Origin of the sequence: Paenibacillus peoriae (assembly GCF_022531965.1) — a bacterium.
GTDB classification, from domain to species: domain Bacteria; phylum Bacillota; class Bacilli; order Paenibacillales; family Paenibacillaceae; genus Paenibacillus; species Paenibacillus polymyxa_D.
The window spans coordinates 1,961,730-1,987,573 of sequence record NZ_CP092831.1 but is presented as its reverse complement, the minus strand read 5'-3'; the positions used below and the strand labels follow the sequence as shown (position 1 = coordinate 1,987,573).

Below are 25,844 nucleotides of genomic sequence, written 5' to 3'. Positions count from 1 at the left end.
TATATGAATGCTATGCCTTGTACTGAATCAGGCATGACTTAAATGCGCGTAGACATCTGCCAAATTGGTCACATTACGCTTCAACATTTCCTGAACATAAGCAACCCACAGCTTAGCCGTCATTTTCGCATCCTCTAACGCATGGTGCCGCCCTTCAATCGGAATGGATTGATAGGTCAACAATTCATCCAAACTGTAGGTTTGATGTTGCTGTGGCTCAAGCCATTTGGCAAGCATCATCGTATCCAGAACACGATGAGTCAATTGAACTTTAGATGTTTTCCATAACGCAGCATTCAAAAAGGCCTTATCATGAGCGCTAGCATGTGCTACAAGTACTCGCCCACCTACAAAGGACATAAAGTCGTGCAGTCCATTCATAAGTGGTGGAGCTTCATCCGTCATTTCCCGGGTAATCCCAGTTAGTTCGGTAATGTACTCAGGAATCACAGTCCGTGGATTAACAAGCGTATAAAACTGCTCTTTTTCCATAATCATGTCCCCGACAACCCGAATCGCCCCGAACGATAAAATCTCATCTCCATGCTGTGCTGAAAATCCCGTTGTCTCCAGATCAAAAACTACCGTCTCCAAACGATCCAGCGGGGTCCGCAATACTTCAGAGCGCCGTTGCTCCCGGGTTAAGGAGCGAATAAACGCCATCTGTTGAGCCGTAGGAGCCCCCATTACAGATGCGATCGCAGACGGCACTCCTCCTCTGCGGAGAGCGCTCCAGAAGCCACTTCCCTGCGCTGGTTCCTTCATGACCTTCTCCCTTCCATAAATCGCAACTGCCTTTGCAACGCACGATGCAACCGTCGTACCGTCGAAAGCGCCTCGCGCAACTCATGCCAGCCTTTACCTTGTTTCAGCGGCTTTACAGCCAGGTAGCCATTGCTGACCAGCAATCCATCATTCTCCTTCACTGGTGTAGCCATTCGTAGCTGAAGCGCAATCCGAAAGGCACGCTCGCAAGCATCGAGTAAAGGCAACGGTGCCGCTTCCAGTGATGCGAGACGACTGAGCCTTTTGAAGGTGGAGGTTTCCTCTACACCATGTTGCAACGCCAAAAAACGGACTGCGTTCACCAGCGGAATGTACAACCCGTATTTCACATCAAAATCGCCCGCATGCTCACCGAAGCGCTCGGTAACAACCTGACCTAAAATGTTAAGTGTCGCTTTATGCCTCACCGTGTTCCTAAGTACCGCCGAGGGTAAATCAGGATGTATTCGGAACAACTCATAAAAACTTCGTTTCCAGTTTGCAGATAGTCGTTCATCTCCAGCGATATGCCTCATATCAGACGAGATAATCAGATAACGGATCGGCTCCCAAGCAAAATCGTCCGACCATTTTGTTAGCTGTTTTTGCCATTCAGATAATGTTTGACGCCACAACGGCTCCGAGCACATTACTTTCCCCTCACATTTGGGATATCCCAAATACTCTAACATCGCAGACACTTTGCGACCAAACTCTCTAAAATATAATTCTTTGTCGGCAGATATCGTGTCACTGATAATCATACCGTTATCCTGGTCACTCCACAGCGTTGATTCCGAGCGCCCCATGCTTCCGAAGGCTATAAATGCGTAAGGGACGGGAGGAGGGCCGAAGCCATCCTCAACCATCCCTTTTTCGCACATTTGTACAGCTCTGGCCGCGATGCGGTCATGCATTTCATTCGCCGTTTGTAACCAGTCTGATAACGGAGCGGAGGCTTGAGAAGCCAGCAACCATTTTTGAGAGTCGACCCTGGCCCGCCTTAGCGATTCAGGTGTATCTGCATGATCAATCGCTTCGGCGGAACTCACCCAAGGGGCCATATTTTGCAGTTCCATACTTCCATCTCCTCCGCTCATCCATACTGGTTCTTTATATTTTACATATTAGTTCACAATTCCAGAACGCTTTTCAGCCTCAGCAACCAACTTCATTTGCTCAGGATAGCCGTACGTACCGTGTTCACTGATATCCAATCCCATTGTTTCTTCCTCTTCTGTAACGCGAATACCCATAATCGCTTTCATCGCACCCAGAATAATGAAGGAAATGACAAACACGAAAGCCAAAGTGCCAATCAGTCCAAGCAGCTGTACTCCTAATTGGGTAAATCCACCACCATAGAACAGACCCGCTTGACCTACACCAGTTATTTTTACAAGCTCAGGAGTAGCGAAGAACCCTGTGGACACTGCGCCCCACATCCCTGCAACACCGTGCACGGAGAAAGCATATACCGGGTCGTCTACTCTTGCACGCTCGAACCATTGCGCTGTGAAGAAAGTAACGATCCCTGCAACTGCACCAATGACCAATGCCGCCCAAGGTGCTACAAAGGCACAAGAACCAGTAATAGCAACCAAAGCCGCCAGCACACCGTTTAGCATAGCAGGAATATCTGCTTTTCCATATACCATCCAGGATACGAGCAAAGCGAAAACCCCACCTGCCGCAGCAGCAATATTGGTAGTCAAGGCCACATATCCAAAGAATCCGTCGTTCATAGCTGATACAGCACTACCCGGGTTAAACCCAAACCAACCAAACCAGAGAATAATAACACCCAAGATAGAGTACACCTGGTTATGACCAGGGATAATGTTCGGCTTGCCATCTTTATTAAACTTGCCCAGACGCGGTTTGAGCAGCAGGGTAGCGACGAGTGCTGCCGTAGCGCCTGTCAAATGGACTACCGTCGAACCGGCATAATCCTGCATCCCCAACTTACCAAGCCATCCACCGCCCCACACCCAGTGAGCTACAACCGGATAAATCACGATGGAGAACAAAATACCGAAAATAATGTATACACTTAATTTTGCACGCTCTGCCATCCCCCCACATGCGATAGAAAGTGATACCGCAGCGAAAGCAAAGTGGAACAAAAACATAATTGTAATCGGAACATCCAGACCTGAGAGAGCATCAAACGATGCAGCCGCATCCGTACCACTCATGAAGAAACCCGTCAGTCCCATAAATCCGTTTCCGCCATCATTACCAAAGCCGAATCCAAATCCAAGTGCCCAGAAGGACAAAGCCGCAACACCCGTGGTGAGAATCGTTTTACCAGCGACATGACCCGCATTCTTCATTCGAGTCGAGCCTGCCTCCAGCAATGCAAATCCCGCTTGCATAAAAAATACAAGTATAAATGCCAAGAACGTAAAGGCCGTGTTTAGCCCGGCTTGAAGTTGAATATTTGTCGGACCGTCAGCAGCAAACGCACCTACCGGAAAAGCTAATACTGTCAGCATGGCCAATAATACAACTAACCACTTTTTTCTCATGAAGCCCACTCCCTCGAATGTTAAGTTTCTTTACATTTCGTGAAATTCTTATTGTCATTATAATCAGAATACATGAAAGTTGACAAGATTTTTTTTATTATGTTAAAAAAATATGGTTCCAAACACTACATGTCATATTTACTAACTATAAAAGTAGCTTGTTTCTGTTCAAAAAAAGCATAACGTTTGACTGTATGGTTGGGAATCATGTAAAATATTCTTTATAAACACTCCGTTTGCAAATGCTAATATTGAAGGTTGAACGAAGAGCGCGAGGTGAAGACAGATGGGGATATGAAGCTGTATCGAATTGGTGAGCTAGCCAAGACGGCTGGTGTCAGCGAACGAACTATTGATTATTACACAAAGCTTGGTTTGATCACACCTGAAGAACGATCATTGAAAAATTATCGGCTCTATAATGATGAAACCTTAAACAGGCTTGAACGTATTAACCAAATGAAACAAGAGAAGTATAGCCTAGAGGAAATCAGACAAACACTGATTAAATGGAACTCGGTTGCGGGGGAAGAGCACGTCACTGACAAACTAACGAGTCTGGAGATGCACATGCAGCGTCTAGAGCGTGAAGTCAATGAACTACAACCTCTCTTGGGGCAGCTCAAGCCCGTTCAAGCGCGCAAGTTGCTTACTGGTCTACTACCACAAAGCGCCGCTTGTATCGAAGCTCTGAAGTATCTGCTGGAGCATAGTTCTATGATGTAGATACCTGGGCTAGTATGATGAACAATATTGGAGGGTTGCTTTATGATGGGTATGTATATATTGATTATTCTTGCGTTCGGATTATCCTTATGGGCGCAATTCCGTGTAAAAGGTACTTTTAATAAATGGTCTGATGTCCCAAATGAAAATGGGTTGACCGGTTATGATGCAGCTCGGCATATGCTAGATCGCAATGGTTTGCATGATGTGCCTATTGAACCAGTACCTGGTGCGTTATCTGACCATTATGATCCAATGCAAAGAGTCGTACGGCTGTCCGAGCCCGTTTATTATGAAAAATCCATTTCCGCAGTTGCCGTAGCTTGTCACGAGGTTGGTCATGCCATTCAGCATAAAGAGCATTATCCCATGCTGGCACTCCGTCACCGGATCTTTCCGATCGTAAACTTCGCTTCTGGGATTGCACCGTTTCTGCTGATTGCCGGTTTCTTATTCAGCTACACGAACCTGATTGGCTTGGGTATTATCTTTTTCTCGGCTACTGTTGCTTTTCAATTAATTACATTACCAGTTGAATTTAATGCTTCCAACCGGGCCCGAGAAATTATGGTTTCCGAAGGGTTTATCCGTAGTGATGAAGAACGGGGTATAGCCAAAGTATTAAATGCTGCTGCATTAACTTATGTGGCTGCAGCTCTTGTCTCCTTGTTGGAACTAATCCGCTTAATCGGTATCTTCAACAGCCGGGATTAATTGCTTGTGTTGCAAAAAAGGTTGTTCCTCTACCAAGTTATCGGTAGAGAACAACCTTTTTCTTTATCTAAACTATACTCACTGTCCTAAATCCGCTTTTGCACTTCCGTTCGGAGTAGCAACACTACCTTTAAGACCAAAATATTGCAACAAAAAAGTTCGGAATGACTTTGCAACTAATGGCAGTTTATCATCTCTACGATGAATCAAGCCAATAGTTCGCGTGACTTCTGGATCAACAATTGACACTCTTGCAGGTTGAAGCGGGTTGGTCTGAAACAACGCCATTTCAGGCAAAAGGCTAACGCCCATACCAGCCGCAACTAATCCGCGTATCGTATCTGTCTCTTCACCTTCAAAAGCAATATCTGGGGTAAATCCTGCCTCCAGACAAGCCTGCCAGACAATCGGGCGTAACGAATATCCATCTCTGAACAGAATAAATTTTTCTCCCTTAAGCTGACTCAGCGTGATATGTTCGGCCGTGGCTAAAGGATGATTGGGCGGGAGAACAGCAAACAACTCCTCGGTCAGCACCACATCCCCCTCCACATGATCATGACGATCGGGAAAAGGAGATACAAAAGCCAAGTCCACCTCACCCGCTAACACATCACGAATTAAACTCGGATACATCCCCTGTTTAAATCTAAATTTAACATTGGGATACCGCTTTCGGAATTCAGCCACTACCGTAGGAATAAGATGAATCCCCAAACTGTGCGGAAAACCGATGCGGATTTCGCCCCCCTCAGGATCCAAAAACTCATGAACCTCCAAAACAGCTCGCTCTAGATCTTTTATTATCGTCTCAACCCGTTTGCAAAATAGCTGTCCCACTGGCGTAAGCTGCAAATTGCGACCCTTTTGCATAAAAAGATTAACTCCCAGCTCCTCTTCAAGCTGATGAATTTGCCGACTTACCGCAGATTGCGCCACATGTAGCTCCTCGGCTGCCTGAGTGACATGTTCTTTTTGCGCTACCTTCATGAAGTATTGTAACTGTCGTAATTCCACTCCGATATTCGCTCCAATCTGTTTTTCAACATCCGGAAGAAGACGTCAATCGAACATCATCCTCTTTCTTCCCTGCTAACTTACGGTAAAACTGTCTTTAGTGGCGTTTGCGCTGGCCAGTCAATCTAATTAATAATCCATACATGAAAAATCCACTGAGTAATCCCCCAAAGTGAGCGGTCCAATTAATGTTCGCTACAGCAAAAGAAAACAGAATGCCAAACCCAAGCAGCGTGTACAGCGTTTTGCGCGAAGCATCATCCATCAAGGAACGTTGGAACAAGGCAACGTACAGAAACGCCCCATAGATGCCATAAATAGCTCCTGAGGCCCCTACAGAGACTGTCGTTTCCGCCACCATGTTGTAATGGGCAATGGACAGTATGTTCCCTACAATACCCGTGACCAGATACAATAACACATAGCGGAAGGACCCCAGCAAACGCTCCAGCGGAGGAGCGAAGACGAGTATGGCAAAGGAATTGAACAGAAGATGATCAAACCCTGCATGTAAAAACATGGCTGATACATATCGCCACAGTTGATCGGTGAATGGCGCCTCATTAATCAAAGCTCCATATCGGATCAGCGTCAAACTATTTTCCGATCCACCCTGTACGGTGAGTACAATAAACATCACAATATTGATGAGCAAAATCAGACAGGTTACTGGGTAAAACCGCAAATAACTTTTCCAGTTCTCATAACGTAAAAAAATCAAGGCAATCCTTCCTTCATGGGTGTCTCCACCTTATTCAAATTGGACAATGTCTTTTATAAAAGATTATAATAGATTTCGGCAACGATAACCAATGCTAAAAACCAAGGAGGCTATTACATATGGCACAAGAACGTACAGGAGCTGCTACTTTTAAAGGCAATGCTTTGACACTCTTAGGTCCTGAACTGAAGGTTGGAGATCAGGCACCTGATTTCAAATTACAGAAAAACCTGTTAGAAGCAGCTACGCTCCAAGACTTTGCAGGCAAAGTCAAACTGATCAGTGTTGTTCCTTCTTTGGATACAGGTGTGTGTGACGCACAGACTCGACGTTTTAACCAGGAAGCTGATTCCCTTGGGGATCAAGTCGTGGTGCTAACTGTCAGCGTCGATCTGCCTTTCGCTCAAGCTCGTTGGTGCGGTGCTGCCGGTATTGACCGCGTATTAACACTGTCCGACTATAAGGATCATTCCTTTGGCGAAGCTTATGGTGTGTTCATTAAGGAATTCCATTTGGATCATAGAGCTATTTTTGTGATTGATCAAAATGACAAAATTGCTTACGTAGAATACTTGAGCGAAATGTCCGAACACCCTGACTATGACCAAGCGATTGCAGCAGTGAAAAAACTCGTCTAAATCAAGACTGCATATTAAAAAAGCGAGTGAAGGGTTGCCTTCCTCGCTTTTTTTGACGTTTGTCTGCCACATCACTGCTCACACATCTACAATCACTGCACAACCTTATGAGCAGACAGCTTCTTGTCAATCACAGCGAACAGTTGCAAAATGATGCGGTAATTCGCGCCCAAGTCCCCTAGCGATCCGCGTGAAGCAGAATAAATATCCACCGCACTCCGAACTGGTGAGACAGACAATATGGAAACGGTAATGTCGACGGTTCTACCGAACGCCGTTCGCTTCTCTAACGTAATTTCACCTACGGATGCTACCTCATGAAGAACCTTGTAGCCAGGAATTTTTTTTAGAATAGATGATACTTCTTCCCAAGCCTTGTCTCTCGATAAGTTATAATAGCGTGTCTTCATTTGGGGGTCCTTGACCCGGTCGCTTGTACCTTCTTGGCTGCGCACAATCCCTACCAGAGTCCTCTTCAACGACAAGACATTTCCTCCTTCACGATAATCGTTGCCATAATGCAGCACATCGGTTTTTTTGCTGCAAGCGCTTTATAAAACGTTAAACAACAAAAAGTTAACCGACCATACCTGTGGTATGCGACCTTAGTACCTCATGTCTTAGTTTAACATTGTTGCATACAAAAAACACCCTGTTTCTGCAAGAAGCATGAACAGAGTGTATTCATTATCTTTGGAGTACCCGCCGATGCCGTCCGACCATAGCGTCTTCTGAACCTGCTTTAGCAGGTGGGTGACCGCAGAATAAACTTTTGAAGTCCCCTTGTCAGGAATTGACAGGGCTTTTCAGCTATTCATCCGTATAGATCTCCCTAGACATTGTCATTGGTTCAAAACAACAAATGACCGTAACGTGCATCGCAGGATATGACCTTATTATAGCGCTTCTCACTCAGAAAGTAAATGCTAGGAGAAATATGTTTTATTTTTAGAGGTTATCACTTTTCTTGTCTTCAATGCTTGCCGTATCTTCATCTTTCTGCTTCATCTTTTCCATTTGATCCTGCATTTTAAGGAATGTTCCATAAAAATTAAAGAAAGCGAACCAGGCAACTACACTACCGATGAAGAATAAGAAAAGCACAGGATATTTGACTCCGATAAATATAACAACGGCGCTACCGAGCATGGTAGAAAATACACGGAATGGTCGAATCAGCGTCAGTAAAACCGCATTTTTGATAATTTGTCCGGTAGACATATGATAATGAGCCACCATCGAAAAGAAGTTAAACATAGACACAAGCAAAATAATGATAAGAATGAGCATAATTACGCCCACGATTTGCAAGTTGCTGAGTTGTGTCATATATACGGTATAATCCACATACATGATGACAAACAGTAACGTGTAAAAGATACCCCCGATCAGACTCTGCTTATAGTTCTCTTTGTACCCTTTAAAAAAGGTACGAAACACGCCTGTATCGGTATCCCCCATTACCCATTTGCGAACCACCGTGAACATAGCCGATGTGGCTGGAAATAAAGTAAGCGGTGCCAAAACAGCCATCGCCCAATTCATTTGTAAAGATTCATTAGCCAAATTCTGATTCATTACAAGTAATTTCAGTATGAGGCAGAACACAAAAGGCGACGAACATAACACCCATAACAAATTTGTAGCCGCCAGTCGGGTAATCCACTCGGTCAGGCGGTAAATACCACCCATAGCTCCTTTAAACTCCAATGTCAGTCTCTCCCTCCGCAAGCCTTGGCAGTTCCCAAGACTCATGTTGCTATGCCTATAAATTCCGGCTCTTGGCTATATCATACCGTATTTCAGCCCTAATGCGCCAGTGAAATCAATAAGTGCCTCATTAAAGCAGATTGCTAAAAGGTTCATACATACTGATTCAATCATAACAAAAAAGCCGAAGCTTCATCTGCTTCGACTTTTCATTATTTCATCTCTTATTCGGAAGAGGAATCTTCACGTCTTGCAGGACGACGAGTTTCCCCATTGCTGCTCGGGCGTGGTTTGCGATCTCCACTGTAACGGCTTCCGGAATCACGGTTGTAGCCACCGCCTTCTTTGCCACGGTTGTAACCGCCATATCCACCTTTGCTGCCACTTCCGCCGCTACCACCGGAACGGTTGGAATTGTAACCACCGTTGCTGCGACCGCTGTAGTTGGAAGGCTTGCGACCGCCAGAACGCACGTCTGGTTTACGACGTTTTGCACGGATCGGATCTTCTGGAGTCAGCTCAATCGATGCTTCTCTCTTCTCACCAGTCATTAGTTTTAGAGCTGCGGAGAGAAGTTGCACAGAATCATATTGCTCCAGCATTTGAATAGCCAAACCTTTGTACTCGTTCAGCTCGCCGCTTTCTACAGCCTCTAGGAGACGTTCAGCAATGATACGTTGTTTGCCTTCCAGAGCTTCAGCCAACGTTGGAAGCGGCTTGCGTGGAATGCGGTGACGAGTTACACGTTCGATAAAGTGCAAATGGTCAATTTCACGAGGCGTTACGAAAGACCAAGCTTCCCCTTCTTTACCTGCACGTCCAGTACGTCCAATACGGTGAACATAGCTTTCTGGATCTTGCGGAAGGTCAAAGTTCACAACGTGAGTTACACCGGAAACGTCCAAGCCACGGGCAGCTACATCAGTCGCTACGAGCACATCGATGCTTCCGTCACGGAATTTACGCATTACAGCATCACGTTGGTTTTGAGACAAGTCACCATGCAAACCGTCTGCAGAATATCCGCGTTTTTGCAGAGCTTCAGCCAGCTCGTCTACCCGACGCTTGGTACGACCAAATACGATAGCAAGTTCTGGGGATTCCATGTCGATCAAACGGCTCAATGCTTCGAATTTTTGACGCTCAGGAACTTCGATATAGGCCTGATCAATCAGTGGAGCACTAACTTGTTTAGGAATAACTGAAACATGCTCAGGATTTTTGAGGAATTGTTCAGCCAATCTTTTAATATTAGGAGGCATTGTAGCCGAGAAAAGCATCGTTTGACGCTCGTCTGGAACTTGCTTCAGAATGGATTGAATATCTTCCATAAAACCCATATCCAACATTTCATCTGCTTCATCCAAAACAACTGTGTTTACATCTTCCAGCTTGATGGTTTTACGATTAATATGGTCAAGCAAGCGTCCTGGCGTACCAATAATAATTTGAGGTTTCTTTTTCAAAGCGCGAATCTGGCGTACGATATCTTGTCCACCATAGATTGGCAAAGTACGAAGACCTTTGAAACGGGAGAGTTTTTCGATTTCTTCAGCTACCTGGATAGCAAGCTCACGTGTTGGTGCCATGATCAGAGCTCTGATTTTTTCGTCGCTTCTAGAAATTTTGTTGATCAGCGGAATACCAAACGCAGCAGTTTTACCAGTACCTGTTTGGGCTTGGCCAATCATGTCTCTGCCTTGTAGTGCAATCGGGATGGATTGCGATTGAATTGGTGTTGCTTCTTCAAAACCCAGTTCTGTAATCGCCTGAATTACTTTCGGTTCAAGATCAAATTCTGCAAATGTCGTCAAATTTATTCAAACTCCTTCTTAATGGTGGATGTGGTGGACAATCCACAATGTTGTCTGTATTCTTAAGTAGCGATATTATTGTATAAGTTTTCCCCAATACAGTGACAGTTTATTTAGACCTATAACTGCAACTTTCTGTAATGAATTTGGGGAACCTATCCGATACATCTTAAACGAATTTATCCTTTTTAAAACAGTTTAAATTTTAAGTGTTTCTCTGGACATAGGTCCCTACTCAAGAATATCCACATCGCATTATAGCACAGAACAATTCATGAATACCAGCAAGTTGCTTCCCGTATAATTTAAATGAGGTGAAAATAAGTTGTTAAAAATGGTGTTAAACTGCTTAACTGTCATTCTTGGAGCCGCTGCCATTGCATGCGGTTTTAATCTGTTTCTCGTGCCACACCACTTGCTGAGCGGAGGAGTAGCTGGGCTTTCCATGTTAATCGGCTACTTCACAAAATTTGATATCAGCGCGATGTATTTTATTATCAATATCCCGATGCTTATTACAGGCTGGTTTATTTTAGGCAAGCGTTTTATTAGCCTGAGCATTTTATCCGTTGTCGTTACAACATGGATTTTGGCCTTGGTGCCGGTGCGATCTGTCGTGTCGGACCCCCTGCTAGCCTCCGTTTTTGGAGGAGTGATGATCGGCGTTGGAGCAGGAATTTCCTTTCGGGTAGGGGGGTCTACGGGCGGTTTTGACATTATCGGTTCCATCGTCACTCGTTATCGTGACTTCCCCGTAGGAACTGTACTTGTTGGCATGAATGGACTGGTCATTCTTGCAGCAGGATATTTGAACGATGATTGGAATATTGCACTTGCGTCGATGCTATCTATTTTTGTGACTGGCAAAGTGTTAGATCAAATCTATGTCAGTCACACGAAGATTACCGTCTACATTATTACAGAACACACCGACAAGCTACTGGAGCGGATGTTAACCACACCACGCGGTGTTAGCAAAATAAAAATTGAAGGCGCATTTTCACATACTGAAAAAGACATGCTGATGACTGTCACGACACGCTACGAGCTAGTTGAATTAAAACGGATCATTAAAGAAGTGGACCCTTCTGCTTTTGTCAATATTGTGGAAACGGTTGGGGTGATGGGTTCATTTCGCCGAAGATAAGCACAAACCCAAGTGTCAAAATACAGTTTCTGTGGTACACTATATGTGCGCTGTTCCCATAGTATATAAAGACCAGCTTTACCTGCTATTTCACAGGCACTTTGCTTTTCCGAATCGTATTGAATGATTCTTTTGGAATGATTCCGAGCAGGAAAGGGTGATTTTTGTGGAAATGGAAACGGTAAAACTGTCCGACATTGTCTTAAGATGGTATCCGGAAATGCTCCCTTCTCTCAAAAAGGATGAGCTGAACTCGATGATTGTGCTTCGGGACGGGATGTCCATACTCAAGCCAACGGATGCGCTAGAAATTATTCAGTACAGTATTTGCGAGCATCAAGACAATAATTATCTTCAATAAATTTCTTTACCAAGTGCCGCTTCTTCCGGTTGCATCTACAACTGCGAAGAGAGCGGCATTATTTATACATTTTTATGGATTCAATAAACATAAGTTGGGTTAATCATGTAAGACTGTGCCTGATGATTCCAGTATTGGTTACAAGCGTGTTGTTTTTCGATACATAACTTTACGTATAATCAGGTAAGCGACATCCATAAGGGAGAGAGTTAGGAAATGAATATGATTTGGGCAATTATGCTATTGGCGATGGGGATAGGCGGAAACGGGGACCAGTCAGCCAACACTCCAAATGTAAAAGATACGGTGGCAACAACAATTAGCAGCGCCATGATTCAGGCTCAGCACAATAAGATGAAGGTGGATGCCTCCAATCCTCCGGTTAAAATTGACCCACAACCGACGACTCCTGCTATCAAGGGCATCTATGTCACAGCTTATAGCGCAGGCGGTTCGCGTATGACCCAGCTGTTTGAACTGCTTGATAAGACAGAGCTCAATTCCATGGTTATTGATATTAAAGACGATGCAGGTTATATCACTTATCCAACGTCCAATCCCGAGCTGCTCAAATTGGGCAAGCCGCAAAAATTCATTCGGGATATTTCCGGTTTGATGGACCGATTGAAAAAGCATAATGTTTACCCGATTGCTCGTATTGTCGTATTTAAAGATACGGTACTGGCCAACAAAAATCCCGAGATGTCTTTCCGTAATCCTGACGGCTCTGTCTGGAAAAACGGCAAGGGAGACGGGTTCGTCAATCCCTATAATAAAGAAGTATGGGATTATAATATAGCCATCGCTAAGGAAGCAGCTAAACTTGGTTTTAAGGAAATTCAATTTGACTATGTACGTTTCCCTGAAGGCTTTGAGAAAAGAGCAGACAAGCTGAAATATACCAAATCAGATCAATCCCGCTCGGATGCAGTCGCTGAATTCGTACAATATGCCCGCAGAGAGCTTGCTCCATTAGGTGTACGAGTATCCGTAGATATTTTTGGATATGCCGCATCCGTTCCTGCTGCGGAGGGAATCGGACAGGATTTCACTAAAATTTCCGAAAATGTGGATGTCATTTCACCCATGGTTTATCCAAGTCACTACACCACAGGCTGGTTCGGTGTAAAAGACCCTGATAAGAATCCCTACCAGACGATTAAAGGCTCCATGGCCGATACACACAAAAAGCTAGATCCGACAGGCAAGCTAAAGCCAATTATTCGTCCTTGGATCCAGGATTTTACTGCAAGTTGGTTAGGAAGCGGACATTATGCTAAGTATGGAAAAACTCAAGTAGAGGACCAAATTCGAGCGCTTAAGGATATGAAAGTGGATGAATATTTACTCTGGAATGCCACAAACCGCTATTCAAGCGGAGTAACTTACAAATAATTTATCCCTCCGGACTTCTCGTTATCTAATACGAAATTTAGAAATTATATAATTTTTTCGAAGGCTGTCCCGTTGTTTGGCGAACGGGTGCAGTCTTTTTTATTACTGTTCAAATGTGGCGGTATCCCTTACAATAAATACTTACATGTTATGATACATACGAATATTCAATCCCTAGTAAATGAGGAAAACAAAAATGCAATTGACTTCAACAACGGGGCAGAAATGGAAGCAGCTTTTATACATTTTGCTCCCTATCCTGATTACCCAGCTTGCACTATCTGCCATGACTTTTTTCGATACGAATATGTCGGGACACTTTTCCCCTGCCGATCTGGCTGGAGTAGCCATCGGAGTAAGTCTGTGGATTCCTGTACAAACAGGCCTTAACGGAATACTTATGGCTATCACACCTATTGTATCTCAATTAGTGGGAGCACAGCGCAAAGATAAAGTCTCCTACTATGTCATTCAAGCACTTTGGCTCTCTCTTGCCCTATCCATGGTCGTTTTGATTGCTGGCATCATTTTGGTCAAGCCTATTCTAAATGGTATGAATCTGGAATTGAGAGTTCATAATGTGGCCCTGTACTATCTTTGTGCGATGGCCTTCGGTATTGTTCCTCTATTTGCCTACACGGTGCTCCGAAGCTTTATGGATGCATTGGGACAAACCCGCTTTACGATGTTAATCACGCTCATGTCGTTACCCATCAATGTCTTGTTGAACTATCTACTTATTTATGGGAACTGGGGTTTTCCGCGTCTGGGAGGTGTAGGCTCCGGGGTGGCAACGGCAACCACCTACTGGATCATTATGCTGGTCGCTGGTATCACTGCGCATCGGGGAAAAATATTTGCCGAATACCGAATCTTCAGCAAAATATACGGGATTGCTGCTAGTGCTTTGAAAGAGCTCATCAAGATTGGAGTACCGATTGGATTTGCAATATTTTTTGAGACTGCCGTCTTTTCAGCCGTCACTCTCTTCATGAGTAGCTATAATACAGCTACCATAGCCGCACATCAGGCCGCGATGAACTTTGCATCTACGTTATATATGATTCCACTCAGCATTTGTATGGCACTTACGATTCTGGTTGGCTATGAAACAGGAGCTACTCGCCCGCGGGATGCCAAAGCTTATAGTGTAATGGGCATCAGCAGCGCAGTAGGTCTATCACTGATTACAGCTATTGTACTGCTTATCTGGAGTGAACAGGTCGCTCGACTTTACTCCACCGATCTGCAGGTCATTCAGTTGGCACAGCATTTTCTAATCTATGCGATTTTCTTTCAGATATCTGATGCTGTCGCTACACCTACACAAGGAGCGCTACGCGGGTATAAAGACGTCAATCCAGCCTTTTTGCTCACATTCCTCTCCTATTGGGTCATTGGGCTTCCTGTAGGATATATACTGGCACGCTGGACTTCATTGGGGCCCTACGGCTACTGGATCGGTTTGATTACAGGGTTGGCAGTAGGCGCTATTTTACTTCTCTGGCGTCTGGTGAAAGTACAACGTCGTTTCTCCGAAAAAAAACAACACGCAGAGGTTATTTAGCCTTTGCGTGTCTCGATTACATATGCTGCGCCTAAAGTTATTCGTTTTTTCTCTACAATAGCCACTTCGTTCAGCTTGGGAGGATATAGAAAGTGTCTCTCCACATGTTGTTCAATCTCTTCAAATGCCTGTTCTTCATTTTCAGCAGCGAGAATGACAGTCAGCGCTCCTTCCGAACTATCCACTTCGATTTTGAATAGGTACATGTATGACTACCTCCTGATAGGACTCAAAGCTAAAAAATAGCGGATGACTCGGGTCATCCGCATAATTTTGATCTTTTCCAATATCAGAACCGATCTACTGTACGTAGAAGGCTCTTATTATTGGGACAAACGCAAAGCAAGTTCATAAAGCTCCATGTTGAAATCTTTTTTAGTATTTACAACCTTGTCAATATCTGTAGCTACCAACTTACCGTCGATCGTTCCGCAAGCCTTATCAGATATGCCCTCGATCAATTGGCGAACAGCAAAGTCACCCAGACGGCTCGCCAGGTTGCGGTCAAACGCGGTTGGTGTGCCTCCACGTTGGATGTGTCCAAGCACTGTAACACGAGGCTCATAATCCGGACAGTTTTCTTGGATTACCTTTGCTACATTTTCGCCTTTGCCTACGCCTTCCGCAACGATAATAATACTGTGGCGCTTGCCATGCTTGAAATTTTGTTTCATACGATCAGATACTTCGTTCAGGTCAAATTCTACCTCAGGCACCAAAATTGTTTCTGCGCCAGAAGCCAGACCCGCATGCAGAGCAATATCACCACAATGACGTCCCATAACTTCCACAATGGAAGAACGTTCATGAGATGACATTGTATCCCGCAGCTTGTTGATTGCGTCCACTACGATACTAACCGCTGTATCAAAACCAATCGTGTAGTCCGTGAAGGAAATGTCATTGTCAATCGTACCCGGAAGACACATGGTTTTAATGCCTTGCTTGGTCAGTTTGTTAGCTCCTTGGTAGGAACCGTCTCCACCAATCACGACTACGCCGTCAATCCCACGGTCACGCAAAATTTGCGCGCCTTTTTTCTGCCCTTCTTCAGTCGTAAATTCCAGGCATCTTGCAGATTGAAGTACAGTACCCCCACGTTGGATAATATCTCCGACGCTTCTCAGATCCATTGGAAAAATATCGTCGTTCAAAAGGCCTTGATAACCACGTTGAATTCCGAATACTTCCAGTCCGAAATACAATCCGCTACGTACGACGGCGCGAACTGCCGCGTTCATCCCTTGTGAATCTCCACCACTTGTTAATACTGCAATTTTCTTAACTGCTGTCATGGTTTATGACCTCCTCAAAATAATCATATAAGCCTTCTTATCCATCGACTGTTTAATAAGAAAAACAAACGCATGAGCGGACTATTTTTCATTAAACGTCTCGAAACAGCGCGAACGTCTTGCTGCTCGCTAACTTTAGGGTCGGATAAATATAAAGCCAGCAATCCCTCGATAATCATCCGGTGAAAGGAGCTGGCAGGGACATCTGCAATATCAGCCCGCGCCCGATTCACAACGTAGGCGATCCGGTTTAGCATCATGTCGGTATCTTCATAATAATTGCAAAAGTTAAGATCTCCGCCCTTCCGGTCTTCGTCTTGATCGATTAGATAATCCAGCAAAATATGAAGACTGCACACATGTGGAAAATACGATGCATGTATTGAGGCAGCCCCCGCATCTGTCAGATGCTGGTCGCTGGCAGCAAGAAACAGCATAAAGACCCCCAGAGTTGAACCGGTAGCCGCAGCAAACTCATTCCAGCGCAACTCTGGTGTACGGTCTTTATGAAGCGACCACCAGTCCAAAAGCGCTTGTTCCCGCAGCTCGGGTTTAATATGCTTGTATACTTGCAAATCCGTGTATAATCGCGCCAAATCCTGAACGTAAGGCATTGCCGCCTCATAGCCCGGAAGCCTGCTTACACAAGACTGACAGGTTGTCACCAGCCCAGTCAAATAACCGCCATCCTCCTGCTCACGACGCAACTCATAATAATTCACTGGCCTAGCCGCCGGATTAATCGCATCCAGCATAGCCTGATGCAACAGCCTGAAATCATCCGGGTCCATGGACGTACTGCGATCACACAGGTTGTCCAGATAATCACTAATGGTCTGATACGCTACGATCAGCGGAATTAACGTCTGCCGGGCAGACATATTAGCTGCGGCATAAACCGCTCCACCCACGCAGTGAAATGTCTTATCCGCTATGCTCGCAAGCGCCTGGCTTCGCAGTTCAGGGTCCGGAATTTGTTCGGCCTTGCTCTTCCAGTTACTCAATTCTTGTTTCGTTTCAGGGAGAATGTGCTTGTACATTCGGCTCATTAGACCTATGGGGCCTCTCGGTACTTGATAACGTCCTTGCTCAACATAACTCAAATGACGGTGCCTCCACATTGTTGTCTACGTAATTATACCTATCCAAACCATATCCATTATAATATGATCGTCCTTTTAGCACAAATGAACAACCTCACTTTTTTCTTTAAAATTCAAGAAAAATGAGCTGTTCTCATTAAAAGACTTTATACCTGTAATGTTTTATTAGCCGAAAATAGTATAAAGGGCCTACCTATCCTTGTCCTCTGCTGGCTTCACGCCTTGGATTCCCTCTCCCATACTTGCCTGCTTCCATTTCCCGAAAGCATAATAGAAAATGACTGCTACGGCAGAGATAGCAAAACCAACAGGAAAGCTCCACCATACAGCATCTAGACCATACTCATCAACAAATGCATAGGCCAAAGGTATACGAATGCCCCATAATGAAATAATGGTAATTAAAAGCGGTATCATTACGGAACCCGTTGATCGAACAACCCCTGTAATGACATTGGTAACACCGAATATAACAAAAGACCACAAGGTGATCATATTAATCCGCATTCCCAATTCCAATGCACCCCCTGTAGAAGGAAGAAACATGAGCAAGGCCTGACGGTTAAACACGTAAATTAATACCACAGCTCCACCAGTCAATACAAAATTATACACAATCCCAATCCAGGTTGTCGTGCGCACTCGATCCCAACGTCCGGCTCCGATATTTTGAGCGGCAAAGGAAGATACAGCTGCACCTAACGCCATTGCCGGCATCTGTACATAGCTGGACAAATTATTAGCTGCTGTATAAGCTGCAGCTGCAACTGTCCCGTAGCCGTTAATCAGATTCATTAAAGCAATCGCGCTGGTAGAGACAGCAATCATTTGCAACCCCATCGGCACTCCCTTACGGACTAGGGTCCAAATAATCTTCCAATCAAATCTAAGTAAGTGAAGCTCTGAAGATGTAATGCGCAAAAAATATTTTACACGATATAGATAAATGAGAATCAACACAAAGCTGATCCCTTGAGCAATCAGGGTAGCAGTAGCGGAACCTCCAATGCCCATAGCAGGAATCGGTCCCCATCCGAATATGAACAGCGGGTTGAGTAGTACATCCAGTACGACGGAAACAATCAGAAAATAAAATGGTGTTTTGGAATCTCCAGCCCCTCTCATTACAGTCATGATGTAATTATAGCCGTACAAAAAGGGCATGCCTGCGAAAATAATACGCGTATACGTGATAGCCATATCTACCGATTCAGCAGGGGTATTGAGTACATGAAGTATCCAAGGCGCACTCAAAAATCCGATAATACCTATAGCAAAAGCGAGCACCAGAAAAAAGACTGCACTTGTACCTACTACACGCTTGGTTTCAGCTACGTCTCCTGCTCCGATATTTTGTCCAATCATAATAGTAGCAGCCATAGTGACACCAAAAATGGAACTGATAAGAAAAAACATTATAATATTTCCGTTGGAAGCGGCAGTCAAGGCGGCCTCTCCCAGAAATTTCCCAACCCAGATCGAATTAATCGTTCCATTCAGGGATTGCAGAATGTTGCCGAACAGCATCGGCAAAGAGAACATAAACAGCGTTTTGGCAATAGGACCTTCAATCAGGGAAGGCTTACGACTAGCCTCTGCTGCACTCATTTTCTCAGCTCCTTCAATCTATAATGTCTTCTGCCTAGTTTTATTACGTATAATACCCTATTCCTGCTCAATCTTCTCATATCATAAACGTATTTACGCAAAAAAGCGCAGTCCCTTAAAATAAAGGAACTGCGCTCTCAATTCATAGTTTAACCGTAATATATAAGACATCCGTAGAAACGGAACCATTCTTACAATTCAGTTACACTTACAGTTTGATTACGTTAGCTGCTTGGGGTCCACGGTTACCTTCAGTAATTTCGAATTCAACCGCTTGACCTTCTTCCAAAGTTTTAAAGCCGTCGCCTTGGATTGCGGAGAAATGTACGAATACGTCCTCGCCACCATCCATTTGAATGAAGCCATAACCTTTTTCTGCGTTAAACCATTTAACTGTACCTTTCAAGTGAACAACCTCCTAAAAATACCGCCATCTATGGCGAATATCCATATTATACTTCATGCTTTTTCACAATGCAATTGATGTTTTTCCGGGTTTTTTGGGCTGGAATGATTTGCTTTTGCGGCGGAAACTGCGGTATCATGAACCAAAACATCTATAAAATCGGAGACATGCATATGATGAAAAAACACGAAATATACAAAAAAGACAATTGGAACATGATGACTGTCGAGGTGCAGGGCCGTTACATCGTTCTACGGGAAATATCCGATGATTGGGGCGAGGAAGCCCACACGTTTTTAAGCCGCCCGGCGCTGATGCATTGGGCTCAAAATCGGTTTCCCAAGCAGTCCTTTCAAGATAATGAGGAAGAATGGCAGCGGATCATGAACGCTTTCAAACAGGTCTAGCCTATTCATGGTGTCCAACAGCTATCTCATCTTCATTATTCTGGCCTTCACGCTGGGCGGAGTGCTGATCATGAAGCGTGATACGATACCGACTCCTCTCAAAAAGTGGATGGCCCTCACTGCTGTAATCATGGTTTGCTTTGCCTTTTATCTCATTGTATACAGCTTATTAAATATAGGTTCCAACCCACAGTAAGGAAAATTATACTTTCGGGCGTAAGAGGTCATACTATGGCATAACAAGCCATGGTATAAGGAGGATCTGCCGTTACATGCATCCTGTAAAACCTCTTGCCCTGCTGCTTACGGTAAGCGTGGCGGTTTCTTCGTTTTGGCCGTCCCTTACTGCCGCAGCCCTGCCCCACATTACGTTCGATCAGAGGAGGCTCTCCATGAGTGAAATTGTAAAACGCGCTGATGCGCCAGTGGAAAATACATGGAAATTGGAAGATCTGTTTCCCAACCGCAAAGCATGGGATCAAGAATACGAAGAAGTCAAACAACTAGCCAAAAAGGCTGAACAATTCCAAGGCAAGCTCAATTCAGCAGAATCGATTGGCAACTGCTTTAAATTGGAAGATGAATTGTCGCTCAAAACCGAGCGTGTATATGTGTACGCACATCTGCATCATGATGAGGATACAGCTGAACCTACATACCAGGGTCTTTCGCAAAAAGCCAAAAAATTAGGCGTTGAGGTTAGCGAGTCTCTTTCTTTTGTGACACCTGAAATTTTGGCACTGCCAGATCATCAGCTCGATGCCTTCATTGAAGATCCGAAGCTTGCAGATTATCGGTTCACCCTTCAAGAAATGAAGCGGGAAAAAGCACATATTTTGGGCAAGACAGAAGAAGCGCTGCTCGCTCAGGTTGGCAATCTGGCTCAAGCCCCGCAAACGATTTTCGGCATGCTCAACAATGCTGATCTGAAGTTTCCAAAAATTAAGGATGAGAACGGCAAAGAGGTTGAGCTGACTCATGGCAGCTACATTCAATTCCTCGAAAGTCCACACCGCGAAGTGCGCGAACGTGCTTTTAAAGCGGTGTATGACACGTATGCCAAAAATAAAAATACAATTGCTTCTACACTAAGTGCCAATGTGAACAAAAATATTTTTTATTCTCGTGTTCGCAAATACCCTTCTGTACTGGAAATGTCACTATACGGTGACAATATTCCGAAGGAAGTGTATACGAATCTCATTGACACCATTCATGAAAGCTTGCCCCTGCTCCATCGTTACATGAAGTTGCGTAAGAAGTTGTTAGGTGTGGATGAGCTCCATATGTATGATTTGTTCGCTCCACTTGTGGACGAATACAAGATGGACATTACGTATGAAGACGCCAAAAAGCAAACAAAGGAAGGCCTTAAGCCACTGGGCGCGGACTATCTGGCTTCGTTGCAAAAAGGCTATGATGAGCGCTGGATCGACGTATACGAGAATGAAAACAAACGTACGGGTGCATACAGTTGGGGAGCTTATGGTACCCACCCCTATGTGTTGCTGAATCATAAAAATAACCTGAACAGCATGTTCACACTTGCTCATGAAATGGGGCATGCGTTGCATTCGTACTATTCAGACAACGCATTGAAGTATAGAGATGCACAGTACACCATTTTCCTGGCTGAAGTGGCATCCACAACCAATGAAGCGTTGCTAATGGACTACCTGCTGAACAAATCAACCGATCCAAAAGAGAAAATGTACCTTCTCACCTACTATGCAGATCAATTCCGCACAACGGTATTCCGTCAAACCATGTTTGCGGAATTTGAGAAAATTGTACATGAACGCGCTGAACAGGGGGAATCCCTCACACCGCAGCTTTTATCAGAGATTTACTATGATCTGAATGTGAAATACCACGGACCAGGCATGAAGGTAGATAAAGACATTGAAATGGAATGGGCACGAATCCCCCATTTTTATAACAGTTTTTATGTCTACAAATATGCTACTGGCTTCTCGGCAGCAACCAGTTTCTCGAAACAGATTCTGGAAGAAGGCCAGCCAGCCGTTGACCGTTACTTGGGCTTCTTGAAGAGCGGTGGCAGTGATTATTCAATCAATATTTTGAAAAAAGCTGGCGTTGACATGTCCTCTCCGCAGCCGATTCGCGAAGCGATGAGCGTATTCGAAGAAGTCATCACAGAAATGGAAAAGCTAACTGAAGGAAAGTAAAACCGTGCGCACTTAAAATCCAGCATTGAAATGATGCACGGATAAATCCCTTGTCCATGGCGGGCAAGGGATTTTATAATGTAACGGGAGGAGGTGGCATTTTGAAAACACAATGGTCTTTGATCGCAGCTCTTGTTATTGCTTTGTTAACAGCTGTATTTGCTGTTATTAATGTGAATTCGGTTCAAGTGAACCTTCTATTCAGTATGGTCAGCATTCCTTTGATTCTGCTTATTCTCGGTTGCACTCTTCTAGGTGGACTTATTGTCGGTTCTTTCGGTATTTTCCGCCAATATAGGCTTCAGAGGGAGATTAAACGTCTGACGACTCAGCTTCATACACTACAAGAAGAGCACACATCCACGGTAGAAGCAAACGCGGATGTGATCTATGACACGACTGGTTCTTCCAGCACAGGGTCTACATCCGACCAAGATATAGAGCAACCGTCCTCTAACTCTGATCGGTTGTCCAAATGAGGAGGAGCAACAAATGACGATTCAATTAAATGAGAATTATATGATGAACTTTTTAAATCAGCTACTGAACACACCCAGTCCCAGTGGATATACACACCATGTGATGGAGCTGATTCGTCAAGAAGCGGAAAGCCTCGGGGTACAAATCGAATGGAATGCAAAAGGCGGTGCCATCTTGACTCTGGAAGGTCAGGAAACGGACCATACGGTGGCGCTGAGCGCACATGTGGATACATTGGGCGCAATGGTGCGTTCCATTACAGCACAAGGCACCCTACGTCTGACATCCGTCGGCGGCTTCATGATGAACAGTATTGAGAATGAATACTGCCTTATTCATACCAGAAGCGGACAAACGTATACAGGCACTATTCTGTCCAGCCATCCATCTGTGCACGTCTATGATGATGCACGGAGCTTTGAGCGCAAGGAGAGCCATATGGAGGTACGGATTGACGAGCTTGTCGAGTCAAAAGAAGACGTGCTTCAGCTCGGTATTGCAGTGGGCGATTTTATTTCGTTCGATGCGCGTCCAGTCGTAACACCAAGTGGATTTATCAAGTCACGGCATCTGGATGATAAAGCTAGTGTAGCTGCGCTGTTTGGTTTACTGGAATCTGCTGTACATGGAAACTGGAAGCCTCGACATACCGTTAAATTGCTCATTTCTAACTACGAGGAAGTGGGGCACGGAGCGGCTTACATACCTGAAGGAATCAGTGAGATGATAGCTGTCGATATGGGCTGTATGGGTGAAGATCTGAGCTGCAAGGAAACGGATGTTTCTATCTGTGCCAAAGATTCCTCCGGGCCTTACGACTATACTATGACAACCCGTCTAATTGAGCTGGCCAAAGAGCTGAATATTCCGCATGCGGTAGATATTTATCCACACTACGGTTCGGACGCTTCGGCTGCACTACGAGCAGGTAATAACATCCGTGCTGCGTTGATCGGCCCTGGCGTACACGCCTCCCATGCTATGGAGCGCACGCACAAGCAGGCCGTGGTGAACACTGCCCATCTGCTTGCAGCTTATGTGACAGTTTAATTCGAATAACGACAATCAGCCTGTTACATCGTCGAATAGATCAGTAAATAAAAAAGCAAGTCTTCCGGTTTTTCGGATACTTGCTTTTTTAGTCTGAGCAACATGAAGAAATAGCTCTGGCAGAATGCTATTAATGTGGCTTTATCATTGCTTAAGATTTACTTTGTTCAATCTGCTCGGCCAGCTCATTAAGGTAGGTCCAGCGTTCCATTTGGTGCTCCAAATGCTGTTCTGCCTTCGCTTGCTCAGCCATGAGCTCCTGTAGTCGTGCTGAATCACTAAAAGACTCTTCCATCTGCCGCTGAATGTCGGCCAACTTCTGTTCGGCTTGTTCAATCAGCTCATCAATTTGCTCATATTCCCGCTGTTCCTTAAAGGTGAATTTAAGCTTGGTTTTACTTGTCTCCTTGACTGACTCGGAAGGACCCGCAGACTTAGGCGTGGAAGAGCGATTCGAGGAATCCGTACTCGTCGAGACAGACGTATTCACAGAAGATTGAGCATTTTTACTAATCCATTCTGCATACTCGCTATAGTCGCCCACATGTACACGTACCTGTTCATCCCCTTCAAACGCCAGTATTTTGTCCACTGTTCGATCCAGGAAATAGCGATCATGAGAAACAATAAACACCACGCCCGGGAATTCATCCAGATAGTCTTCCAAAACGGAAAGGGTTTGAATATCCAGATCATTTGTTGGTTCATCCAGCAATAGCACATTCGGTGCCGACATCAGAACACGAAGCAGATACAAGCGCCGTTTTTCACCCCCGGACAGCCTGGAAATAACCGTCCATTGCGCGCTTGGTGCGAACAGGAAACGCTCCAGCATTTGTGCAGCTGTAATCGTCGAACCGTCTGCTGTACGAATCACTTCGGCTTCTTCCTTAATATATTCAATAACACGTAAAGATTCGTTCATTTCCTGATGTTCCTGAGTAAAATAGCCAAGCTTCACCGTCGGTCCCAGCACAACGTTGCCGGAGTCCGGTTCTATATGCTGGGCAATCATTTGGAGCAAAGTGGATTTCCCACTACCGTTAGGACCTAGGATACCAACACGATCACCAGGAACCGCAATGTAGCTCAAATCCTGTATTAGCTTACGAGAATCTACCGATTTGGAAAGATGCTCGATCTCCAATATTTTTTTACCCAGACGTGTGGAGGCGACGGACATATCTACAGATCCAGAACGAGCTTCCGGTTTCTGATCCCTAAGCTGCTCATATCGGTCAATACGCGCTTTCTGCTTGGTGGAACGAGCCTTTGCTCCACGGCGGATCCAAGCCAGCTCATTACGCAGCAGGTTCTTCCTTTTTTGTTCCGTAGACGCTTCCCGCTCCTCGCGTTCTGCCTTCAGCTCCAGAAAACGGGTATAGTTAGCCTCATAACGGAAAAGGCGACCATGATCGAGCTCCAGCATGACATTTGCAACTCTATCCAGAAAATAGCGATCATGCGTGATCATTAACAACGCACCACGTCTTTTTTGCAAATACTGCTCCAACCATTCAACGGACTCATTATCAATATGGTTTGTAGGCTCGTCCAGAATGAGCAGCTCGCAGGGTTGGATCAAAGCCGCCGCCAAAGCCACCCGCTTACGTTGCCCACCGGATAGAACGCCCATACGAGACTCAAACTGGGTGATCCCCAGTCGGGTAAGTATATTTTTGGCCTCACTCTCCAGCTGCCATGCCTGGAACGTATCCATTTGCTGACTTGCTCGCAATAGACGTTTTTGAAGCTCCTCGCTACCCGGATTTAATTCCAACAACTCCATGGTTTCTGTGTATTCACGGACCGCTTTCATCTCAGGCTGACTGCCATGAAAAATATGCTGGAGTACCTTCATTTCAGGATCAAACTCCGGATTTTGTGCTAGATACTGAATTCGCACATCGTTGTTCACTGCAATATTGCCATCATCCGGCGGCTCTAAGCCGGAAATCACGCGTAAAAATGTTGATTTACCGGTGCCATTTACACCAACGACTCCTATTTTGTCACGTTCATCCATACCAAAGGAAGCATCCTCAAACAACATTTTCTCGCCATAGCTTTTCGTTATATGTTCAACGGTCATAATATTCATACGGATTCCCTACTCTTCCCCAATTTTGTGATGCATCCTGTTTATTTTAACACAGACACAGCCAATGATTAAAAAAACCGTTATCTGAATGAATTCAGT

General features: G+C 44.8%; 26 protein-coding genes and 1 other RNA gene. 12 read left to right on the top strand and 15 right to left on the bottom strand.

Features of this window, described 5'->3' with window-relative positions:
- Window positions 1-27 precede the first annotated feature (27 nt).
- Genes MLD56_RS09045 through MLD56_RS09035 form a run of 3 tightly spaced genes read right to left on the bottom strand, consistent with a single transcriptional unit; the run spans window position 28 to window position 3,296 of the window.
- Complete coding sequence (locus MLD56_RS09045) at window positions 28-765, bottom strand: exonuclease domain-containing protein (RefSeq protein ID WP_029516716.1); 738 nt, start codon at window positions 763-765, stop codon at window positions 28-30.
- On the bottom strand, window positions 762-1,844 hold the full coding sequence (locus MLD56_RS09040; protein WP_029516715.1) for a DUF294 nucleotidyltransferase-like domain-containing protein: 1,083 nt from the start codon (window positions 1,842-1,844) through the stop codon (window positions 762-764). The genes MLD56_RS09045 and MLD56_RS09040 overlap by 4 nt, the downstream gene beginning before the upstream one ends.
- A gap of 48 nt (window positions 1,845-1,892) precedes the next feature.
- Window positions 1,893-3,296, bottom strand: a complete 1,404-nt coding sequence (locus tag MLD56_RS09035; RefSeq protein ID WP_029516714.1) for an ammonium transporter — start codon at window positions 3,294-3,296, stop codon at window positions 1,893-1,895.
- Window positions 3,297-3,590: 294 nt separating this feature from the next.
- On the opposite strand from MLD56_RS09035, the gene MLD56_RS09030 reads away from it, so the two are divergent.
- Window positions 3,591-4,022, top strand: coding sequence for a MerR family transcriptional regulator (locus MLD56_RS09030; protein ID WP_049816952.1), 432 nt, complete (start codon window positions 3,591-3,593; stop codon window positions 4,020-4,022).
- A gap of 42 nt (window positions 4,023-4,064) precedes the next feature.
- A complete protein-coding gene (locus MLD56_RS09025) occupies window positions 4,065-4,736 on the top strand; it encodes a zinc metallopeptidase (protein ID WP_023988023.1) in 672 nt (223 codons plus the stop codon).
- Between the two features lie 78 nt (window positions 4,737-4,814).
- On the opposite strand, the gene MLD56_RS09020 is transcribed toward MLD56_RS09025, so the two are convergent.
- A complete protein-coding gene (locus tag MLD56_RS09020; protein ID WP_029516713.1) occupies window positions 4,815-5,753 on the bottom strand; it encodes a glutamate biosynthesis transcriptional regulator GltC in 939 nt (312 codons plus the stop codon).
- A 97-nt stretch (window positions 5,754-5,850) separates the two neighbouring features.
- Window positions 5,851-6,474: a rhomboid family intramembrane serine protease gene (locus MLD56_RS09015; RefSeq protein ID WP_029516712.1), complete on the bottom strand. Its 624-nt coding sequence runs from the start codon at window positions 6,472-6,474 to the stop codon at window positions 5,851-5,853.
- 119 nt (window positions 6,475-6,593) lie between these two features.
- Here MLD56_RS09015 and tpx point away from each other — a divergent pair, with 119 nt between their 5' ends.
- On the top strand, window positions 6,594-7,112 hold the full coding sequence (gene tpx / locus MLD56_RS09010) for a thiol peroxidase (RefSeq protein ID WP_029516711.1): 519 nt from the start codon (window positions 6,594-6,596) through the stop codon (window positions 7,110-7,112).
- A gap of 92 nt (window positions 7,113-7,204) precedes the next feature.
- Here the strand turns inward: tpx and MLD56_RS09005 are convergent, their stop codons facing one another.
- From MLD56_RS09005 to MLD56_RS08990, 4 genes are all read right to left on the bottom strand, one after another.
- Window positions 7,205-7,597: a DUF1499 domain-containing protein gene (locus MLD56_RS09005; RefSeq protein ID WP_013309718.1), complete on the bottom strand. Its 393-nt coding sequence runs from the start codon at window positions 7,595-7,597 to the stop codon at window positions 7,205-7,207.
- A 210-nt stretch (window positions 7,598-7,807) separates the two neighbouring features.
- A non-coding RNA gene (ssrS, locus tag MLD56_RS09000) (6S RNA) lies at window positions 7,808-8,002 on the bottom strand.
- A 58-nt stretch (window positions 8,003-8,060) separates the two neighbouring features.
- Window positions 8,061-8,822: a YesL family protein gene (locus MLD56_RS08995; protein WP_029516710.1), complete on the bottom strand. Its 762-nt coding sequence runs from the start codon at window positions 8,820-8,822 to the stop codon at window positions 8,061-8,063.
- A gap of 224 nt (window positions 8,823-9,046) precedes the next feature.
- The gene (locus MLD56_RS08990) at window positions 9,047-10,636 is read right to left on the bottom strand and encodes a degradosome RNA helicase CshA (protein WP_029516709.1); all 1,590 of its coding nucleotides are present in this window, start codon (window positions 10,634-10,636) and stop codon (window positions 9,047-9,049) included.
- A 325-nt stretch (window positions 10,637-10,961) separates the two neighbouring features.
- On the opposite strand from MLD56_RS08990, the gene MLD56_RS08985 reads away from it, so the two are divergent.
- From MLD56_RS08985 to MLD56_RS08970, 4 genes are all read left to right on the top strand, one after another.
- Window positions 10,962-11,783, top strand: a complete 822-nt coding sequence (locus tag MLD56_RS08985) for a YitT family protein (protein WP_029516708.1) — start codon at window positions 10,962-10,964, stop codon at window positions 11,781-11,783.
- 172 nt (window positions 11,784-11,955) lie between these two features.
- Window positions 11,956-12,144, top strand: coding sequence for a hypothetical protein (locus MLD56_RS08980; protein WP_080658605.1), 189 nt, complete (start codon window positions 11,956-11,958; stop codon window positions 12,142-12,144).
- A gap of 216 nt (window positions 12,145-12,360) precedes the next feature.
- Complete coding sequence (locus MLD56_RS08975; RefSeq protein ID WP_029516706.1) at window positions 12,361-13,539, top strand: putative glycoside hydrolase; 1,179 nt, start codon at window positions 12,361-12,363, stop codon at window positions 13,537-13,539.
- A gap of 196 nt (window positions 13,540-13,735) precedes the next feature.
- On the top strand, window positions 13,736-15,106 hold the full coding sequence (locus MLD56_RS08970; RefSeq protein WP_029516705.1) for an MATE family efflux transporter: 1,371 nt from the start codon (window positions 13,736-13,738) through the stop codon (window positions 15,104-15,106).
- Here the strand turns inward: MLD56_RS08970 and MLD56_RS08965 are convergent.
- The 5 genes from MLD56_RS08965 to MLD56_RS08945 all read right to left on the bottom strand — a co-directional run bounded on the left by MLD56_RS08965 (window position 15,103) and on the right by MLD56_RS08945 (window position 19,518).
- Entirely contained in the window at window positions 15,103-15,312 is a 210-nt protein-coding gene (locus MLD56_RS08965) for a DUF3906 family protein (protein ID WP_013309710.1), read from the bottom strand. The genes MLD56_RS08970 and MLD56_RS08965 overlap by 4 nt on opposite strands.
- Before the next feature lie 117 nt (window positions 15,313-15,429).
- Window positions 15,430-16,401 carry a 6-phosphofructokinase gene (gene pfkA, locus MLD56_RS08960; RefSeq protein ID WP_029516704.1) on the bottom strand — a complete coding sequence of 324 codons (972 nt, stop codon included), beginning with the start codon at window positions 16,399-16,401 and terminating at the stop codon, window positions 15,430-15,432.
- Between the two features lie 23 nt (window positions 16,402-16,424).
- Window positions 16,425-17,504, bottom strand: a complete 1,080-nt coding sequence (locus MLD56_RS08955) for a tetraprenyl-beta-curcumene synthase family protein (protein WP_029516703.1) — start codon at window positions 17,502-17,504, stop codon at window positions 16,425-16,427.
- A 189-nt stretch (window positions 17,505-17,693) separates the two neighbouring features.
- Entirely contained in the window at window positions 17,694-19,112 is a 1,419-nt protein-coding gene (locus MLD56_RS08950; RefSeq protein WP_029516702.1) for an MATE family efflux transporter, read from the bottom strand.
- A gap of 208 nt (window positions 19,113-19,320) precedes the next feature.
- Window positions 19,321-19,518 carry a cold shock domain-containing protein gene (locus MLD56_RS08945; RefSeq protein ID WP_013309706.1) on the bottom strand — a complete coding sequence of 66 codons (198 nt, stop codon included), beginning with the start codon at window positions 19,516-19,518 and terminating at the stop codon, window positions 19,321-19,323.
- Window positions 19,519-19,691: 173 nt separating this feature from the next.
- Between MLD56_RS08945 and MLD56_RS08940 the strand changes: the two genes are divergently transcribed.
- The 5 genes from MLD56_RS08940 to MLD56_RS08920 all read left to right on the top strand — a co-directional run bounded on the left by MLD56_RS08940 (window position 19,692) and on the right by MLD56_RS08920 (window position 23,644).
- The gene (locus tag MLD56_RS08940; RefSeq protein WP_013309704.1) at window positions 19,692-19,925 is read left to right on the top strand and encodes a hypothetical protein; all 234 of its coding nucleotides are present in this window, start codon (window positions 19,692-19,694) and stop codon (window positions 19,923-19,925) included.
- 7 nt (window positions 19,926-19,932) lie between these two features.
- Window positions 19,933-20,121, top strand: a complete 189-nt coding sequence (locus MLD56_RS08935; RefSeq protein WP_029516701.1) for a hypothetical protein — start codon at window positions 19,933-19,935, stop codon at window positions 20,119-20,121.
- Between the two features lie 196 nt (window positions 20,122-20,317).
- Window positions 20,318-22,114 carry an oligoendopeptidase F gene (gene pepF / locus MLD56_RS08930; RefSeq protein WP_029516700.1) on the top strand — a complete coding sequence of 599 codons (1,797 nt, stop codon included), beginning with the start codon at window positions 20,318-20,320 and terminating at the stop codon, window positions 22,112-22,114.
- Window positions 22,115-22,170: 56 nt separating this feature from the next.
- Entirely contained in the window at window positions 22,171-22,593 is a 423-nt protein-coding gene (locus tag MLD56_RS08925; protein WP_029516699.1) for a LapA family protein, read from the top strand.
- 13 nt (window positions 22,594-22,606) lie between these two features.
- On the top strand, window positions 22,607-23,644 hold the full coding sequence (locus MLD56_RS08920) for a M42 family metallopeptidase (RefSeq protein WP_029516698.1): 1,038 nt from the start codon (window positions 22,607-22,609) through the stop codon (window positions 23,642-23,644).
- Window positions 23,645-23,795: 151 nt separating this feature from the next.
- On the opposite strand, the gene MLD56_RS08915 is transcribed toward MLD56_RS08920, so the two are convergent.
- The gene (locus tag MLD56_RS08915) at window positions 23,796-25,745 is read right to left on the bottom strand and encodes an ABC-F family ATP-binding cassette domain-containing protein (RefSeq protein ID WP_029516697.1); all 1,950 of its coding nucleotides are present in this window, start codon (window positions 25,743-25,745) and stop codon (window positions 23,796-23,798) included.
- Window positions 25,746-25,844 lie beyond the last annotated feature (99 nt).

What these genes read in the sequence shown, in the direction of transcription:
- MLD56_RS09045 (WP_029516716.1), bottom strand. Translation starts at nt 765, where the DNA reads ATGAAGGAACCAGCGCAGGGAAGTGGCTTCTGGAGCGCTCTCCGCAGA.
- MLD56_RS09040 (WP_029516715.1), bottom strand. Translation starts at nt 1,844, where the DNA reads ATGGAACTGCAAAATATGGCCCCTTGGGTGAGTTCCGCCGAAGCGATT.
- MLD56_RS09035 (WP_029516714.1), bottom strand. Translation starts at nt 3,296, where the DNA reads ATGAGAAAAAAGTGGTTAGTTGTATTATTGGCCATGCTGACAGTATTA.
- MLD56_RS09030 (WP_049816952.1), top strand. Translation starts at nt 3,591, where the DNA reads ATGAAGCTGTATCGAATTGGTGAGCTAGCCAAGACGGCTGGTGTCAGC.
- MLD56_RS09025 (WP_023988023.1), top strand. Translation starts at nt 4,065, where the DNA reads ATGATGGGTATGTATATATTGATTATTCTTGCGTTCGGATTATCCTTA.
- tpx (WP_029516711.1), top strand. Translation starts at nt 6,594, where the DNA reads ATGGCACAAGAACGTACAGGAGCTGCTACTTTTAAAGGCAATGCTTTG.
- MLD56_RS08980 (WP_080658605.1), top strand. Translation starts at nt 11,956, where the DNA reads ATGGAAACGGTAAAACTGTCCGACATTGTCTTAAGATGGTATCCGGAA.
- MLD56_RS08975 (WP_029516706.1), top strand. Translation starts at nt 12,361, where the DNA reads ATGAATATGATTTGGGCAATTATGCTATTGGCGATGGGGATAGGCGGA.
- MLD56_RS08970 (WP_029516705.1), top strand. Translation starts at nt 13,736, where the DNA reads ATGCAATTGACTTCAACAACGGGGCAGAAATGGAAGCAGCTTTTATAC.
- MLD56_RS08965 (WP_013309710.1), bottom strand. Translation starts at nt 15,312, where the DNA reads ATGTACCTATTCAAAATCGAAGTGGATAGTTCGGAAGGAGCGCTGACT.
- pfkA (WP_029516704.1), bottom strand. Translation starts at nt 16,401, where the DNA reads ATGACAGCAGTTAAGAAAATTGCAGTATTAACAAGTGGTGGAGATTCA.
- MLD56_RS08950 (WP_029516702.1), bottom strand. Translation starts at nt 19,112, where the DNA reads ATGAGTGCAGCAGAGGCTAGTCGTAAGCCTTCCCTGATTGAAGGTCCT.
- MLD56_RS08940 (WP_013309704.1), top strand. Translation starts at nt 19,692, where the DNA reads ATGATGAAAAAACACGAAATATACAAAAAAGACAATTGGAACATGATG.
- MLD56_RS08935 (WP_029516701.1), top strand. Translation starts at nt 19,933, where the DNA reads ATGGTGTCCAACAGCTATCTCATCTTCATTATTCTGGCCTTCACGCTG.
- pepF (WP_029516700.1), top strand. Translation starts at nt 20,318, where the DNA reads ATGAGTGAAATTGTAAAACGCGCTGATGCGCCAGTGGAAAATACATGG.
- MLD56_RS08925 (WP_029516699.1), top strand. Translation starts at nt 22,171, where the DNA reads ATGGCGGGCAAGGGATTTTATAATGTAACGGGAGGAGGTGGCATTTTG.
- MLD56_RS08920 (WP_029516698.1), top strand. Translation starts at nt 22,607, where the DNA reads ATGACGATTCAATTAAATGAGAATTATATGATGAACTTTTTAAATCAG.
- MLD56_RS08915 (WP_029516697.1), bottom strand. Translation starts at nt 25,745, where the DNA reads ATGAATATTATGACCGTTGAACATATAACGAAAAGCTATGGCGAGAAA.